Below are 15,389 nucleotides of genomic sequence, written 5' to 3'. Positions count from 1 at the left end.
CCGAGTTCAGGGAGTGGCCGGGACCACTGCAGTGGTGGGCTCGCCGGCGGCGAAGCTCTCCAGGACCGTCCGCAGCTGATCGACGGCGTGCCAGACGTCCTCGAAGCCCAAGTAGAGCGGCGTCAGGCCGAAGCGGCAGATATCGGGTGGACGGAAATCGCCGATCACTCCGCGCCGGATGAGCTCCGCGATGATCTGCTGCGCCCGAGGATGCCGCCAGGACACCTGGGAGCCGCGGCGATCTCGCTCTCGCGGGGTGAGCAGGTCCAGCCCAGCGCCGGCGCACCGTGCTTTGACCAGTGCGATGAACGTGTCCGCCAGGTCCAGCGACTTCTGGCGGAGCAGAGCAAGGTCGACACCGCGCCAGGCTTCGAGCGCCCCCTCCAGCGCCGCCAGGCCGAGGATGCCGGGCGTGCCGGTGATGAAGGTCTTCGGGCCCAGACCGGGTTCATAGCTGGGGCCGAAGGCGAATGGCTCGGCATGACCCAACCAGCTCCAGATCGGGGAGCGGACCTGGGACTGGAGCCGCTGGGCCACGTAGCAGTAGGCGGGGGAGCCGGGGCCCCCGTTCAAGAACTTGTAGGTACAGCCGGCGGCAAGGTCCACGTCAGAGCTGTCCAGCGCGACTGGCACGGCGCCCGCGCTGTGCGACAGGTCCCACAGCACCAGCGCCCCCGCATCGTGGATCGTCCGAGTGATCCCCGGCATGTCGTGCAGGCGTCCCGTGCGGTAGTCGACCTGGCTCAAGATCACAAGGGCGGTGCCGGCATCCAGCGAACCGGCCATGTCGTCAGGCTTGAAATGCCGGACCTGCACGCGACCCCCGGCGGCCGCGGCGAGGCCGGCGGCCACGAAGCGATCGGTGGGGAAGTCGTCGTCCTGGATCAGGACTTCGCTCCGGTCGGGCCGGAGTGTCAGTGCAGGTGAGGCCAGCTTGTAGAGGTTGACTGTGGTGTTGTCGCTCACCACCACCTGGCCGGGCGCCGCTCCGATCAGGCTTCCGATCCGGTCGCCCACCCGCTGGGGAGCTTCCAGCCAGCCGCTCTCCGTCCAGCCAAGTATCAAGCCCTGGCCCCATTCCTGCCCCAACGCCAAGTCGAGGCGCCGCCGGGCGCTCTTGCTCAGCGGACCCAGCGAGTTGCCGTCGAGGTAGATGACCCCGGGCGGCAGCTCGAATGCGGCCCGACAGCCGGCCAGCGGGTCGGCGGCGTCGAGGCGCCGACACTGCTCCTGGTCCATGTCAAACGAGGTTAGCAGCGCCGGCAGGTGCCCAGCCCAGTGGCTGGTCGCTTGTCTGGCGACGGCCGAGCCTTAGAACCCGTGGAGCACGCCGGCGATGAGGAGGCCGACCAGCACTGCCACCACCCAACAGATGAGGGTCGGCAGCTGAAACGAATGGTTCACCACGTACTTGCCGATCCTTGTGGTGCCGGTTTGATCGATACCGATGGCGGCGATCTGCGAGCCATTGGCCGGGAAGAAGTAGATACCGATGACCGCCGGCCACATGGCCACCAGGAACTGCGCCGGGAGCCCGAGGGCGATTCCGATGGGGACTATGGCCCGTGTCGCCCCGGACTGACTGGTGGTCAACGCCGCCACCGCAAAGAGGGCAAGCGCAAACGCGATCGGAGCCCTGTCCACCAGGTTGCCGAGCAGGGAGACGATGGCGCCGGTGTTGGCGGCGATGAAGGTGTCGGCCAGCCAGGCCAGACCGAACAGCGCGATGAGGGAGGTCACCCCCGCGATTAGGAGAGGCATCTTCACGATCTGAGCCGGCTTGGCCTTGGCGAAGATCACTATGGCTGTGGCGACAGCGAACATGATGAGCTGGATGACTGTCGTCATGCCCAGCGGCACCGACTTTCCCTTGCTGTCAGGAAACGCCGGTCGGATCTCCGGGAAGATCCCCATGAGCACGATGATCGTGACGCCCACCAGGAAGAACAGCGCGCTGAGCTTGGCCTCCCGAGGCAGGTCGGCAATCAGCTTCCTGCCCGGCTGGGGAGCAGCAGCGGTCGCTGCCGCCTCCGGCGCGGGGGAGGCACCAGTCGCCGGCGAAGTGAGTTGGGAGCCGCCTGTCGGGGGCTCCGTGACTGGCTCGATGACGGGAGGTTCGATCTCGCCAGCCGCGAGCCGCCGCTGGTACTCCGGGTCGGCCTCCAGCGGCCTGCCGATTCGCATCTGAACGAGTGAGGCAACCAGGATCGCGATCAGGCTGGCTGGCAGCACTATCACGAGGATCGGAACGAGGCTGAAGCCCTTGGGTTCGACCAGGGTTAGCATGGCCGCCATCGCGGCCGAGACAGGGCTGGCGACGATGCCCATCTGAGAGGCGACGCTGGCCACCGCCAGCGGCCGCTCGGGCCGAATCTTGTTCTCGTAAGCGACCTCCTAGATGATGGGGATGAGCGCAAAGTAGATGTTGCCGGTCCCGGCCGCGATGGTGAAGAGAAAGGCCACCAGAGGCGCGATGATGGTGATTCTGCCGGGGTTGCGCTGGATCAGCCGGGCTGCCACAGAAACCAGGTAGTCGATGCCACCTGCCGCCTGCATGGCGGCGGAGGCAGTGATCACCGCAAGGATGATCAGCATCGCGTCGATCGGCTGGTTCCCCGGCGGCAGCCGGAACACAAAGACCAGTACGCCAACGCCGACTACGCCCCAGAGGCCGAGCCCCAGGCCACCGGTGCGCACGCCCACGAAGATGGCGCCGAGCACCACGAGGCCCTGGAGCAGGATGTCGATGGTCAGCATCGCTTCAGCTTCCGCCCTTGGAGCCGGCGACAGGCGCCGGCTCGGGGCCAGCCGACTCGTCTCGCACGACCAGCGCCAAGACGAGCCGAGCCGCGTCGACCATGTCCGCTATGGCGATGTGCTCGTCCTTGGTGTGCTCGGCGGCCATGCCAGTGGACACTGGGACACACTGGACGCCCGCATGGTTGAACAGGTTGGCATCAGTTCCCCCACCCGACTTCTTGGGCTTGCCTGGCAGGCCCAGCCGCCCGGCCGCTCGCGCGACCTCTTGGTAGGGCCGCTGATCGGGCGAAATCGTGTAGCCCTTGTAGACATCCTCGATCTCCACTTCGACTGTGGCGCCGTGGCGAGCGGCAGCCGCCTCCAGGCTCTTCACCATGGTTGCCGTCTGCGCCTCGAGCTTGGCATGGTCATGGCTGCGGGTCATCGCCTTGAGCACAGCATGATCGGCAACTATGTTGCGAGCGACGCCGCCCTCGACAGTTCCCACGTTGGCGACCGTCTCCTCGTCAAGACGACCGAGCGGCATCTCAGCGATCGCCTCGGCGGCCACGCGAATCGCGCTGACGCCCCTCTCCGGCTCGACCCGCGCGTGGGCGGCTCGACCGGTGATGGTGAATGTGAAATAGCGGGAGAAAGGCGCTGCATAGGTGAAGGTGCCAATCGGCCCTGTGGTGTCGAGGACGACTCCCCAGGTGGCGCGGAGCCGGCTTAGATCCATCTGCCGCGAGCCGCGGAGTCCCTGCTCCTCGCTCACTGTCATGACGATCTCCAGCGGGGGATGCCGCCACTCCGGATGCTCCCGCAACTGTTGGAGGATCTCCAGCACTATTGCGATTCCCGACTTGTCGTCAGCCCCCAGGATTGTGGTGCCGTCGGAGTACACGACGCCGTCACGAAGGACCGGCTTGATCCCGGTGTCGGTGCCCACCGTGTCCATGTGCGTGCTCAGGAGGATGGCCTCCTTGCCCTCGCCAGGCAGCTCGGCAACCAGATTTCCGGCCTTGTCCTGACGAACTTCTCAGCCCAGATCCCGGAGTCGCTTCGAAAGCTCGCGGCCGATCGCCTCCTCCTGTCCTGAGGGGCTGTCGATCACCACCAAGTCCATGAAGGTCTTCACCATCCGGTCGTGGTTCACCGCATTTGCTTGAAGCATGGTCACCTCTGAGGAGCAATTGGGCAACACGAACAATTGCGGTTGCTCATGGCTACCGCTGCCCAGATGATATTTGACTGTGAACTCTCGGTGTTCGAGCGGACGGGTGCGCGGACCCCAGCCGTGCCCCCGGAATTTGGAGCCGACGGAGGGATTCGAACCCTCGACCTATCGCTTACAAGGCGATTGCTCTGCCGGGCTGAGCTACGTCGGCGCGGCTTAATCGTGCCTGAAAGTGATGGTTCGGGCAGAGGTTTCCAACGCGGGAGGCGCCCAAGTCTCCCCGCTGACAGGCAAATAGCCGGCTAGAGCTGGCCCGCGAAGTGGCAGGCGGCGAGGTGGCCGTCCACCTTGCTCTCCAAGGGTGGCACCTGCTCGGAGCAGATGGGAAACTGGGCGATCGGACAGCGCGTGTGGAAGCGGCAACCCGAGGGCGGGTTGACAGGGGAGGGGATCTCCCCCTGCAACAGGATCGGCTGGCGCTTGGCCTCGAGGTCAGGATCTGGAATCGGGATCGAGCTCAGCAGAGCCTTGGTGTAAGGATGCAGCGGGTTCTCGTAGATCGAGTGGGAGTCGGCGATCTCCATGATCTTGCCCAGGTACATGACCGCCACGCGATCGCTCAGATGGCGCACCACGGAAAGGTCGTGGGCGATGAAGAGGTAGGTCAGCTTGAAGCGATTCTGCAGGTCCTCCATCAGGTTGACGATCTGCGCCTGGATGGAGACATCGAGCGCTGAGATGGGCTCATCGGCAACTATGAAGGTCGGATTCAACACCAGCGCTCGGGCGATGCCTATGCGCTGCCGCTGGCCGCCGGAGAATTCGTGCGGATAGCGGTTCAGGAAGTTGGGGTTGAGGCCGCAGGTGCGCATGACTTCATGGACGCGGTTCGAGCGTTCCTTGCCCCGGGCCAGCCCGAAGTTCTTGAGCGGTTCGCCGATGATCTCGCCCACAGTCATGCGGGGGTTGAGCGAGGCGTAGGGATCCTGGAAGATCATCTGCAGCTCCTGGCGCATGCGCCGGAGCTTCTCGCCCCTCATGGGCACCAGATCCTGACCTTGGAAGATCACCTTGCCGCTCGTCGCCGGATGCAGCTGTGCGATCACGCGCCCCAAAGTGGACTTGCCGCAGCCTGACTCGCCGACCAGGCCCAGCGTTTCCCCGGCCCGCACCTCGAAGCTGACGCCATCCACCGCGCGAACGGCGCTGCCGCCACCGAGGAGCCCGGCGCCGATCGGAAAGTGCTTGGTCACGTCCTCCACGCTGACCAGTGCCAGCTGCTTGTCGACGACCCGGCTTTCGACCTCCGGTGAGGCTTCGAGCGTCATGCCTTCACAGCTCCCGGCCGGTCGGGGTCGGGCCGCTGGTCGATCTGTGCAGGCTCCGCGCTGAGCGGCGGAATCGGCACCTCAGCCGCGGCCGCCTTCTCCGGCTGCGTCACCAGAGCATTCTGCATCAGCACCCAGCAGCGTGCGTACTGGTTGGGGCCGACCTCGCCCAGAGGCGGCTCCTCCTCCAGGCAGCGATCGACGCGGAAACGGCAGCGGGGGTGGAACTTGCAGCCGGGCGGCGGGTTCGACATGTCAGGTGGCAGGCCCGAAATGGTCAGCAGCTTGGAGTGTCGGGCAGCGTCGAGCCGTGGCATCGAGCGCAGCAGAGACCAGGTGTAGGGGTGCTGCGGGTTCTTGAAGATATCCCGGGTGTATCCCTCCTCGACTATGCGACCCGCGTACATCACCACGACCCGGGTGCAGAGGCTGGCTACCACCGCCAAGTTGTGAGTGATGAGGATGATGGCTGTGCCCATCTCCCGGTTCAGGTCGCGAAGCAGCTCGAGGATCTGAGCCTGGACGGTGACGTCCAGAGCGGTGGTGGGCTCGTCGGCAATCAGTAGGCTCGGTTCGTTGGAGAGGCCCATGGCGATCATCACGCGCTGGCGCATGCCGCCGCTGAACTGATGAGGGTAGGCTTTGGTTCGATCGGCAGCGCCCGGGATGCGGACCTTCTTGAGCAGCGGTACGACGCGTGCCTTGGACTGCTCGTCGCTGAAGCGGTCGTGGGCGGACATTGCCTCCCTGACCTGGAAGCCGACCTTCAACACCGGGTTCAGCGAGGTCATCGGGTCCTGGAAGATCATTGACACGTCGCTGCCGCGAAAGTCGCGGATCTCCTCGTCGGTCATCTTGACGACGTCCTTGGGCTGGCCGTCGGCGCCGAACAGGATCCGGCCGTGCACTATGCGGCCCGGCTCGGGCACCAGCCGCATGATCGAGAGCGAGGTGATCGACTTGCCGCTCCCCGACTCACCGACTATGCCGACGGTTTCACCCTTGTCGACGTGGAAGGTGATGCCGTCGACAGCCTTGACCACCCCGTCACGGAGATGGAAGTAGGTCTTGAGGTCCTCGACCTGAAGCAGGGGTGCCAAATCTATCTTCGCATTCGGGGATCAAGCGCGTCCCGGAGCCCGTCACCGAAGGCGTTGAGGGCGATCAGGGTGATGGCGAGCGCAAACGCGGGGACCAGTGTGACATGAGCGGCCAGCTGGAGTGACTTGTAGCCCTCAGCGCACATGGCGCCCCAGGACGGTTCGGGCGGGGGTGCCCCGAGCCCAAGAAAGCTCAGGAAAGCCTCGAAAAGGATCGCCGCTGGGATGAGGTACGTGGCCTGGACGATGATCGGGCCGAGGGCGTTGGGCAGGATGTGGCGGGTCAAGAGTCCCACGTCTCGAGTGCCGATGGAGCGGGCCGCTTCCACGAACTCTCTCTCCCGGAGGGCAAGGGTCTGGCCGCGAACCAGCCGGGCCATGTTGAGCCAGGCGGTGATGGAGATGGCCACGATGATCCACTTCAACTCCCGGCTGTTGATGATGACCACGAAGAGCATCACCACCAGGAGGTCGGGGATGCCGTACCACACGTTGATGAGCAGAGAGATGACAGTGTCGACCCAGCCCCTGTAGAAGCCTGCCAGAAGGCCCAGGGCGATGCCGATGATCGAGCTCAGCAAGGCAGTGCCCAGGCCGACCGCCAGCGCGATGGCCGCGCCGCCCATGAGCCGGCTCAGGATGTCCCGGCCGACCTGATCCAGCCCGAAGGGGTGAGCGGCGGAGGGTCCGCCGTAGGTGGGACCGATCCCCTGCTTCCAGGTCGGATAGGGGGTCCAGAACTGGCTCACGATGGCTACCAGGAGCAGCAGCACGATGACCGCCAGGCCAAAGAGCGCGAAGTAGTTGCTCGTCAACCTGCGCCAGGCGTCCTTCCAAAGCGATACGGCCTCGCCGGTCTCATAGGTGGAGTCGGCGGTGAACTCGTCCTGAAAGACGTAGTCGGAAGGGGCGGTGGCCATCAGTACCTGATCCTCGGATCCAGAATGGGGTAGACGAGGTCGACCGCCAGGTTGGCCAATCCGACCAGGACCGCATAGAAAGTGAAGACTGCGATGACTATGTTGTAGTCCCGCTGGAAGATGCTGGAGACGAACTCCTTGCCCAGACCTGGGATGCCGAAGAGGTACTCGATCACGACCGAGCCGGTGATCACGCCTGTGGTGATGGGCCCGAGCACTGTGATGACGGGGATCAAGGCGTTGCGCAGGGCGTGGCGGATGATAACCACCCGCGAGCGCAGTCCTTTGGCCCAGGCGGTCCTCACGTAGTCCTGCCTGATCACCTCCAGCATGCTGGCCCGCGTGAGGCGGGTGATCAGCGTCATGGGCAGCAGACCGAGCGCGATCGCCGGCACCGGGATCTGCTCCAGCTTGCCCCAGCCGATGTCCTCATAGAAGGCGCCCCCGCTCCACGCATAAAAGCCGGTCACGGTGAGCAGGATGAGCAGGAACGCTGTGACGAAGTTGGGCATGCTGTAGCCGACGGTGGCCAGGAACGAGGCCAGATAGTCGATCCAGGTGTTCTGTTTCACCGCTGCCAGGATGCCGAGGCCCATGCCGAAGATGATGCAGAACGCCATGGCGAAAAGCCCCAGGGTGACGCTGACGCGGACCTCACGCAATAGCAGAGGGGTGATCTTCTGGCCTCGCTGCTTCAGGGACTCGCCGAGGTCGCCTCGAGTGATTACGCCGGTGACCCAGGTGCCGTACTGCTGCGGCCAGGGCTTGTCCAGCCCGTAATAGTTGAGCAGCGCCTGCTGTGCCGCTGCACTCGTGCGCCGCTCGCCGACGAAGGCGTTGCCCGGCAGCTGATGAACGCCTATGAAAACGATGGAGGAGACGATGAAGGCAGTGAGGACAATGAGCAGCGTCCGCTGGCCTATGTAGAGCAGGGTTCCCCGCGTCATCTGAGCTCTTTTTTTGACCTCTCTCTATGGGATAGGGGTAAGGGGGCTTGCCGGCAGGCAAGCCCCCTTGTTCAATCGCGTTGTTGGGCCGGCGGCTAGTGCTTCAGGATCTTATACCCAGTCCAGGAGTAGTCGTAGAGGGAGTTGTAACCGCTGCCGGTGACATAGGTCTGGCTCAAGTAGGTCTGGGTGCCGTAGGTCAAGGGAGCGTCAAACGCGTCCTTGATCATCTGCTGCTGGGCCTGCTTGTATGCCGGAATGGCCTGGTCGATCGGCTGAGTGTCGGCCTTCTGAACCAACTGGTCAACCTGCGGATTGCAGTAGCCGGCGCTGTTCTGGCCGCCCGGCTTCGCCTGAGCGCAGACGAAGAGATTGTCGAACCAGTCCTGCGGGTGGTCGTAGTCGGCACCCCAGGAGTCGCGGAACATGAGCGCCTGCTTGGCATTGCGCTTCTTGATCAGGCTCGGGAAGTCCGAGGGGTCCATGGCGAAGGAAACGCCCAGGTTGGCCCTGATCTGTGACTGCACGTTGCCGTAGAGGGTGTCGTTGACTGCGTTCGTGTTGTAGCTGAGCTTCAAGCCTTGCACCTTGGCGCCGTTCGGGTCCCACTTCTGGTACTCGGCCTTGGCCGCGGAGGGGTCAAACTTGGCCAGCGGGTCGGTGTTGTCGCCAAGATAGGCCTTCAGCCCCTTGGCGATGAGGCCGCCGTTGGCAGCAGTGCAGGTGGCACCCTTGCCGCAGCCGATGTCGACGATCTGCGAGCGGTCGATGGCGTTGGCGAAAGCCTGGCGGCCATCGTGGCCCTCAGCAATGCCCTTGAAGGGGCCCTGCTGGAAGTTGAAGCCAAGCCAGCTGCTACGAGCGGACGGATAGATGTGGAGCAGCTTCTTCTTGGTGGGATCGCCCTTGTAGCGCAGGATGTCGTCCACCGAGGGCGACTGGTTGGCGAAGCCGTAGATGTCGTAGCCACCAGACTCGAACTTCTTGACGGCGGAGACTTCGTCGACCCCTATCTCGACCTTCACGTCGGTCAGAGAGCCGGGCGAGCCGCCCCACCAGCCATCCACTGGCTTGAACTCCATGGACTGCTTGGCAGTGCGCTGGGTCATCTTGAAAGGACCGGAGCCAACTGCCGTCTCCGGCTTGGTCCACCAGATGTTGTTGGCCTGGTTGTTCTGGTCGGTGTAGTCGCCGATGACTTTCTGATCGACCACGTTGGCGGTCCAGAGCGCCAGCTCCGTCAGCCAGTAGCCTGCTGGATCGGTGAGCTGGGCCTTGATGGTGTAGTCGTCAGGAGCAGTCAGGCCGTCCATTGTCTTGGCCTTGGGCGCCTTGGGATCGTCGGGAGCCACCGCGGAATACCCGACTACCGGCTGGAAGACTGTGCTGTAGGCGTCAGCCAGGTAGGCGGCTCGGTTCCAGCTGTAGAGGAAGTCCTTGGAGGTGATGGGATCACCGTTCCAGAACTTGGCTCCCTTGCGCAGATGGAAGGTGTAGGTCTTGCCGTCCGAAGACACGTCGGGCATGCCGGAGGCGATGTCCGGCTGGACCTTCAGGTTCTGATCGAACTTGTAGAGCCCGCTGAAGATCTGCTGCGTGAACGAGATGTCCACGCCCGAGGAGACGTGGCCGGGATCAAGCGTCCCGATGTCATCCTTGATGGTCGTGTGGAGCGTCTGATCGGTGGCCAGATCCTGCCCCGTACTGCCGCCGCCACCCCCGCAGGCGAAGGCGACAAAGGCCCCAATCCCGACCAGGGCCAGCGCCCGGAACCGAATCCTACTCATATAACCGTTCCCCCTTCTTTGAGAAGTTGTTGCCGTCTCGCCGGATTCGCAGCAAGCGAGCTGGCGTTCTTTCCCCTCGCCATCTTCCCGCAGAGCGCGGGGCGAGAGCGCGCCGACGAAGGGCGACGGTCCCTCCTGAGCGAGGAAGCCGCCTCATTTACTCCGTACATAACTATTGGAATGGGGTTGCGTAAAGTCAAGCCTGCCCCGTGGCGGCCCCGTGAAAGGGGTGGGCCAGACTGTCCGTCGGGCTAGAATCGGGCGCTCGGGCGGCTAGCTCAGTGGGAGAGCGCTTGCTTCACACGCAAGAGGTCGCTGGTTCGATACCAGCGCCGCCCACTTCGTTATGAGAACCAGCGCTCCCAGCGCCGGCGGTGTATCTTGCCGTTCTGTGCTGCTGTTGGTTGCCGGCGACAACGTCGGCGCCCTGGACACAGGGCTTTTCTATCACCGCAGTCGTAAGGGGAAGATATGAGTGCCCAGCTGCGAAGCCCCGCCCTGCCCGGAGCCCTGCTCTGGGCGCGCTACTCCTACCCCCCGAACGAGCTTGGCTACTGCGGGCCGCCCGACCACCGCTCGCTCCTGCACTACGGAGCCGAGGGCGTGGTCGACGGCGGCCTGGAGCAGCACCTGCGCGGTTTCGAGGGCGCCTTCCCGTACATGCAGCTGATCGCCCAAGCCACAGGTATCAAGGACCCGTTCGACCGCCGCGTCGTCGAGGCCTACTGGGTGGGCAACGAGCTGCTCGATCGAGTGGATCGGACGCTCTTCGCGAACTCCCTTTGGGATCGATTCCGCCACCGGGCGGACCGCTCCTGGAGCTATCTGACGGAGGCGCTGCCGGCGGGCGCCGTGCCGCACCACAGCTTCCACGTTTTCGGTGTCTACCCGTGGGTGGGCCGGCTGCGGGGCGAGCGCGGTGGCGATCGCAACTCGACCTCTCTGGAGGTGCTCGACCGCTGCCGGATCCGCTGGGGGCAGGTGAGGGCGGTCGAGGGTGACCAGGTGGTGGTCGAATACCAGCGGCTGACCTGGGATGGGACTCGCCTCGGCCTCGGGCCGCCCGAGCTGGAGACAGTGACGCGGGCCATCGACGGCACCGGCTTTGTGGGCGGCGATGACCTGACGCCCGGCGACTGGGTGAGCCTTCATTGGCACTGGCTTTGCGACAGGTTGACGCCGCGTCAGCTGGCCAACCTGAAGCGCTATACAGGGCACCAGCTGGAGGTGACCAACGAGCGCGTTCGGCACCCTGGCCCGATGACCCTCGGCAGCGTCAAGCGCGAGTTCTAGCTGCCGTGGCCTGGCTCTCGCGGTGGGCATCACTCTGCCTTCTTCTGGCGCTCGGCGTCGGGTGCGGCGGCCTGGCGACGGCGCCCGCTACTAGCGCCGCGCCGGGGACTGTGCGGATCTACACCTCGGTCGTGCAGACCACCGTCGACCCCGTGGTTTCCGGCTTCCAGGCCGCGCACCCTGGGAGCAAGGTCCAGGTCTTCCGCGCCCCCACCGGCGAGATCAACGCCCGGATCGCCGCCGATCGACGCGCCGGTCAGGTGAAGGCGGACATCCTCTGGGGCACCGATCCTCTCTCAAGCTTCCAGTACGACCAGCAGAGTCTCTTCGCCGATTACAAGCCGAAGGATGCTGGGGCAGTCCCGGCCGCCTACCACACCGGCACCCTCTGGGGCACACGCCTGCTGAACGTGGTCATCGTCTACCGGTCGAACCAGACGGCGCCGTCCGGTTGGCACGATCTCGCCTCGCCCGAGTTCAAGAACGCAGTCGCGCTACCCGACCCAGGCTTCGCCGGCGGGGCGCTGGCGGCGCTCGGCTACCTATCCCAGGCACCGGGGTTCGGCATCGACTACTACAGGTCGCTGAAAAACAACGGAGCAGTCCAACTGAGAGCGATGGGCGATGTGACCACCGGCGTCGCCGAGGCACGCTACAAGGCCGGGATGGGACTCGACAACGACATCCGCACCGCCATCGCCAAGGGCTCGCCCTTGAAGCTTGCCTGGCCGGTGGAGGGCGCTATCACCTTCTACAGCCCGATCTCCATCTTCCGTACTGCGGCAGACGCCACAGCCGCGCGCGCCTTCGTCGACTTCGTCATCAGCCGGCAGGGCCAGCAGCTGATCGCAGGCTCGGGTTGGCAGCCCGTGCGTGCCGACGTCAAGGGCCCCGCGCCGCTGGGCGCCCAGGTCAGCCCTGACTGGACGGCCATAGCTCGGCGGCAGTCCGAGTTGATAGCCGCCTACCGAGGTGTCTTCCCAGGCTGATGGGGAGGCGCCTCTGCGCAGCAGGCGCCCTCGTGCTGCTGGGCCTGCTGGTGGTCCTCCCGCTGCTGCGCTTGGTCAGCGCCGCCGCCGCCGGCGGGACGGTGGGCCTGGCTGCCGCGTTCGACGGGCCCGACCTGGCAGCTCTCATCAACACCGGCTGGACAGCGTTGGCAGTCACGGTTCTCGCTGTCGCCGCCGGCACGGCGGCAGCCTTGCTGACCGAACGGCGGCGGCCCCCGGGCCGGCGCTGGCTGCGAGTCGCCATCATCGCGCCGCTGCTGGTGCCCAACTATGTGGCTGCCATCGCCTGGCAGCGCGCCTACGGCCGCGCCGGCCTGACCGACCAGCTGCTGGGCCTGACGCTGCCAGGCCTTGAGGGCCCGGCAGGGATCGTGCTGGTCATGGCGGTGGGCGCGATACCCCTCTCCTACCTGATCATCGCCGGGGGGCTGGCGGCGGCTGCGGAGCCAGACCGGGAGCGGGCGGCTCGAGCCAGCGGCGCCGGACCGCTGCGGGCGGCGGCCGGGATCACACTCCCGCTGTTGCGGCCCGCACTGGTGGCGGCCGCGGTGCTCAGCTTCGCCACTGCTGCCAGTGCGTTCGGCGTGCCGCAGGTGCTCGGCTCGCCGGCGGGCTTCTCCACACTCGCCACCCGGATCTACCGGGACCTGAACTTCGCAACCGACGAGGCAGCCTTCGCGCGGGTGCTGGTGGCGGCCTGCGTGCTGCTCGTCCTGGCTCTCCTGGCGGCGACGGCTGCTGACGCTTCCCTCGGCCGCGGCCGTGACCGGCCGGGTGGTCCGGCCGAGCCGGGAAGCGGTGCGAGCAGCGCCTGGGCACTCCTGCCGGTGGCCTTCGCACTGCTGCTGCTGGTCGGGCTGCCGCTGCTGGCTCTGGTGCTGGAGGCGCTGACCAGGGCCGCGGGACTGCCTCCAACGCCTGCCAACTGGACGCTTGCCAACTTTGCAGCGGCCCTCCAGGGAAATGCGCTCCGAGCCCTCGTCAACAGCCTGCTCCTGGCGGCGCTGGCAGCCAGCCTGACTGTGGCAATGGGCGCCGTAGTGGTAGTGATGGGCGGTCGCGCCGCCCGTGCGGTGGGCGCGGCGGTCACTGCCAGCTTCGCGATCGCCGGCTCCGCCCTGGCGGTGGCGGTCCTGCTTGTGTACGGAGAGTGGCTGCGGGACACGCTGGCACTGATCCTCATCGCTTACCTGGCCAAGTTCTGGGCGCTGGGCCACCGGCCGCTGGCGGGCGCTGCCGACCGTTTGCCGGCGGACGTCTTCCGCGCCGCGCGCGCCAGCGGGGCGGGTCCCATCGACATGCTGATCAGCGTCGTGACGCCGCTCTTCCAGCCGGTGCTGGCGGCTGCCTGGCTGCTCGTCTTCGTCACCGCAATCCATGAGGTGACCATGTCAAGCCTCCTCTACGGTCCTGGGAGTGAGACGCTGGCAGTGGTGGTGCTCAACCTTCAGCAGCTCGGCGACCCAACTGTCACCTCGGCTCTGGCAGTGATCCTGACCCTGCTGCTGGCGCTGCCGGCGGCAGCCCTGCTCGGACTGAGGCCCGCCCGGAGTGGGCTGTGAGCGCGGTCCAGTGCCTGACGTTGACCGTGGAGCGGGGGAGGACGGAGGTGCTTCGGGGGATCGACCTCGAGGTCTCCCCGGGCGAGGTGGTGGGCCTGCTCGGCGTCTCCGGCTCGGGCAAGAGCACGCTGCTCAGCACCATCGCCGGTTTCCTGCGGCCGAAGGCCGGGGAGGTGTGGCTGCAGGGACGAATGGTCTCCAGCCCGCGGCGGACGGTGGCGCCGGAACGCCGTGCGCTCGGGGTGGTCTTCCAGGGCACAGCCCTCTGGCCGCACATGACAGCGGGGGAGACTGTGGCCTACCCACTGCGCCGGCAGGGAGTCGATCGGGCCAGGGCGCGCGCCGAGGCCCTCGACCTGCTCGACAAGCTGGGCATAGGCCCGCTCTCCGAGCGGCGGCCGGCGGAGCTGTCTGGCGGGGAGCAGCAGCGGGTTGCGGTCGCCCGCGCCTTTGCCCGGGGCGCCGCCGTCCATCTTCTGGACGAGCCGACAGCGCACCTCGACGCCGCGCACCGGCGTCGGCTGCTCGACGTCCTGGCGGAGATCCGGGCCGCTTCCGGGGCGGCGGTTCTTCACGCCACTCACGACGTCGAAGAGGCGATGTCCATGGCCGACCGGCTGGCGGTGCTGCGGGCCGGCCGCATAGTCCAGGCCGGGCCGCCGGCCGAGGTGTACGCGCGACCCGCGGATGGGGAAGTGGCGCGGCTCACAGGCCCGGCTTCCGTGCTGATCGCGGAGGCGAAAGCGGTTGCGCATGGTTGCGCCGAGGTGACCATCGGATCCCGTCGGGTGCCCGTCGCCGTCGGCGGCGCCTTCACCGGCAGCCGGGGGCACTTGCTGGTGCGCCCGGAATGGGCGCAGCTCGGCGGTCAGCTTCCGGGCACTGTGCGCCGCGCCTGGTACCGAGGCGCTCACACCGACTACCGTCTGGCCACCGAGGGGGGTGAGGTCGAGGTCCGCCAGCCGGGCCCGCCGGTGGCGCGCGTGGGTGAGAACGTCACTTGGCGCCTCGACCGCGCCTGGCCGCTCCCGGACGGCGCCGACTGACCTCGAGCCGCCATAGCTTGCAGCTGAAAGGTGGCAACCTCGGTCGCACCGTGAGGCGTTCCGTTCGTTCCGGGCCTGCGGCCGCGCTGCAAGCTGGCGAGGCTGGGGCATTGGTATTCTGCCTTTTCATTGCCGCGGCCCCGTCGTCTAGTGGACTAGGACGCTGCCCTCTCAAGGCAGAGATCAGGGGTTCGAATCCCCTCGGGGCTACGGCGATCAGCCTGTCGCTCGGGGGAGCGCGCCGACGCTAGGCTGAAGCTGGCGCCTGGCGGACCCATGCCGGTGTAGCTCAGCGGTAGAGCAGCGGCCTTTTAAGCCGATGGTCCGGGGTTCGAATCCCCGCGCCGGCACCTTTGTCATGTCTCAGGAGACAGTGGACCGCTGTCTCAATTGATTGGCGACCACTTTAGGGCTGGTCGAGGGCTGGTAGCTGCGACTCGGGTCGAGGACGAGCTCACGCAAGAGGGATCCGTCGTCGCT

Annotated in this window: 12 protein-coding genes, 4 tRNA genes and 1 pseudogene; 7 read left to right on the top strand and 10 right to left on the bottom strand. The window is 66.3% G+C overall.

The window, feature by feature from the left end:
* Positions 1 to 6 precede the first annotated feature (6 nt).
* The 10 genes and pseudogenes from kynU to ACR2MZ_RS10745 all read right to left on the bottom strand — a co-directional run bounded on the left by kynU (position 7) and on the right by ACR2MZ_RS10745 (position 9,998).
* On the bottom strand, positions 7 to 1,239 hold the full coding sequence (gene kynU / locus ACR2MZ_RS10790) for a kynureninase (protein WP_434005044.1): 1,233 nt from the start codon (positions 1,237 to 1,239) through the stop codon (positions 7 to 9).
* 72 nt (positions 1,240 to 1,311) lie between these two features.
* Positions 1,312 to 2,757: pseudogene (locus ACR2MZ_RS10785) on the bottom strand (anaerobic C4-dicarboxylate transporter family protein).
* Between the two features lie 4 nt (positions 2,758 to 2,761).
* A complete protein-coding gene (locus ACR2MZ_RS10780; RefSeq protein WP_434005059.1) occupies positions 2,762 to 3,751 on the bottom strand; it encodes a M20/M25/M40 family metallo-hydrolase in 990 nt (329 codons plus the stop codon).
* 27 nt (positions 3,752 to 3,778) lie between these two features.
* The gene (locus tag ACR2MZ_RS10775) at positions 3,779 to 3,913 is read right to left on the bottom strand and encodes a hypothetical protein (RefSeq protein WP_434005043.1); all 135 of its coding nucleotides are present in this window, start codon (positions 3,911 to 3,913) and stop codon (positions 3,779 to 3,781) included.
* A 137-nt stretch (positions 3,914 to 4,050) separates the two neighbouring features.
* Positions 4,051 to 4,127, bottom strand: a tRNA-Thr gene (locus tag ACR2MZ_RS10770).
* 91 nt (positions 4,128 to 4,218) lie between these two features.
* Positions 4,219 to 5,244: an ABC transporter ATP-binding protein gene (locus tag ACR2MZ_RS10765; RefSeq protein ID WP_434005042.1), complete on the bottom strand. Its 1,026-nt coding sequence runs from the start codon at positions 5,242 to 5,244 to the stop codon at positions 4,219 to 4,221.
* Positions 5,241 to 6,344 (bottom strand): ABC transporter ATP-binding protein, encoded by a 1,104-nt coding sequence (locus ACR2MZ_RS10760; protein ID WP_434005041.1) that lies wholly within the window; start codon positions 6,342 to 6,344, stop codon positions 5,241 to 5,243. Before ACR2MZ_RS10760 ends, ACR2MZ_RS10765 begins: the two co-directional genes overlap by 4 nt.
* A gap of 2 nt (positions 6,345 to 6,346) precedes the next feature.
* Complete coding sequence (locus ACR2MZ_RS10755) at positions 6,347 to 7,264, bottom strand: ABC transporter permease (RefSeq protein WP_434005040.1); 918 nt, start codon at positions 7,262 to 7,264, stop codon at positions 6,347 to 6,349.
* A complete protein-coding gene (locus tag ACR2MZ_RS10750; RefSeq protein ID WP_434005039.1) occupies positions 7,264 to 8,211 on the bottom strand; it encodes an ABC transporter permease in 948 nt (315 codons plus the stop codon). The genes ACR2MZ_RS10755 and ACR2MZ_RS10750 overlap by 1 nt, the downstream gene beginning before the upstream one ends.
* A gap of 95 nt (positions 8,212 to 8,306) precedes the next feature.
* Complete coding sequence (locus ACR2MZ_RS10745) at positions 8,307 to 9,998, bottom strand: peptide ABC transporter substrate-binding protein (RefSeq protein WP_434005038.1); 1,692 nt, start codon at positions 9,996 to 9,998, stop codon at positions 8,307 to 8,309.
* Between the two features lie 267 nt (positions 9,999 to 10,265).
* Here ACR2MZ_RS10745 and ACR2MZ_RS10740 point away from each other — a divergent pair.
* The 7 genes from ACR2MZ_RS10740 to ACR2MZ_RS10710 all read left to right on the top strand — a co-directional run bounded on the left by ACR2MZ_RS10740 (position 10,266) and on the right by ACR2MZ_RS10710 (position 15,259).
* Positions 10,266 to 10,337 (top strand) — tRNA-Val (locus ACR2MZ_RS10740).
* 132 nt (positions 10,338 to 10,469) lie between these two features.
* The gene (locus ACR2MZ_RS10735; RefSeq protein WP_434005037.1) at positions 10,470 to 11,291 is read left to right on the top strand and encodes a DUF6390 family protein; all 822 of its coding nucleotides are present in this window, start codon (positions 10,470 to 10,472) and stop codon (positions 11,289 to 11,291) included.
* A 5-nt stretch (positions 11,292 to 11,296) separates the two neighbouring features.
* Complete coding sequence (locus ACR2MZ_RS10730) at positions 11,297 to 12,280, top strand: extracellular solute-binding protein (RefSeq protein WP_434005036.1); 984 nt, start codon at positions 11,297 to 11,299, stop codon at positions 12,278 to 12,280.
* On the top strand, positions 12,280 to 13,863 hold the full coding sequence (locus ACR2MZ_RS10725; protein ID WP_434005035.1) for an ABC transporter permease: 1,584 nt from the start codon (positions 12,280 to 12,282) through the stop codon (positions 13,861 to 13,863). The genes ACR2MZ_RS10730 and ACR2MZ_RS10725 overlap by 1 nt, the downstream gene beginning before the upstream one ends.
* Before the next feature lie 47 nt (positions 13,864 to 13,910).
* Positions 13,911 to 14,909 (top strand): ABC transporter ATP-binding protein, encoded by a 999-nt coding sequence (locus tag ACR2MZ_RS10720; RefSeq protein WP_434005034.1) that lies wholly within the window; start codon positions 13,911 to 13,913, stop codon positions 14,907 to 14,909.
* 136 nt (positions 14,910 to 15,045) lie between these two features.
* Positions 15,046 to 15,119: transfer RNA gene (locus tag ACR2MZ_RS10715), tRNA-Glu, on the top strand.
* 68 nt (positions 15,120 to 15,187) lie between these two features.
* A tRNA-Lys gene (locus tag ACR2MZ_RS10710) sits at positions 15,188 to 15,259 on the top strand.
* The last annotated feature ends 130 nt before the right edge of the window (positions 15,260 to 15,389 follow it).

It is taken from the genome of Candidatus Dormiibacter sp. (assembly GCF_050999135.1).
Taxonomy (GTDB): Bacteria; Chloroflexota; Dormibacteria; order Dormibacterales; family Dormibacteraceae; genus Dormiibacter; species Dormiibacter spiritus.
The sequence above is the reverse complement of the archived record's forward strand: the minus strand, read 5'-3'. Positions and strand labels throughout refer to the sequence as shown.

What these genes read in the sequence shown, in the direction of transcription:
- ACR2MZ_RS10765 (WP_434005042.1), bottom strand. Translation starts at nt 5,244, where the DNA reads ATGACGCTCGAAGCCTCACCGGAGGTCGAAAGCCGGGTCGTCGACAAG.
- ACR2MZ_RS10755 (WP_434005040.1), bottom strand. Translation starts at nt 7,264, where the DNA reads ATGGCCACCGCCCCTTCCGACTACGTCTTTCAGGACGAGTTCACCGCC.
- ACR2MZ_RS10750 (WP_434005039.1), bottom strand. Translation starts at nt 8,211, where the DNA reads ATGACGCGGGGAACCCTGCTCTACATAGGCCAGCGGACGCTGCTCATT.
- ACR2MZ_RS10775 (WP_434005043.1), bottom strand. Translation starts at nt 3,913, where the DNA reads ATGCTTCAAGCAAATGCGGTGAACCACGACCGGATGGTGAAGACCTTC.
- ACR2MZ_RS10745 (WP_434005038.1), bottom strand. Translation starts at nt 9,998, where the DNA reads ATGAGTAGGATTCGGTTCCGGGCGCTGGCCCTGGTCGGGATTGGGGCC.
- kynU (WP_434005044.1), bottom strand. Translation starts at nt 1,239, where the DNA reads ATGGACCAGGAGCAGTGTCGGCGCCTCGACGCCGCCGACCCGCTGGCC.
- ACR2MZ_RS10725 (WP_434005035.1), top strand. Translation starts at nt 12,280, where the DNA reads ATGGGGAGGCGCCTCTGCGCAGCAGGCGCCCTCGTGCTGCTGGGCCTG.
- ACR2MZ_RS10735 (WP_434005037.1), top strand. Translation starts at nt 10,470, where the DNA reads ATGAGTGCCCAGCTGCGAAGCCCCGCCCTGCCCGGAGCCCTGCTCTGG.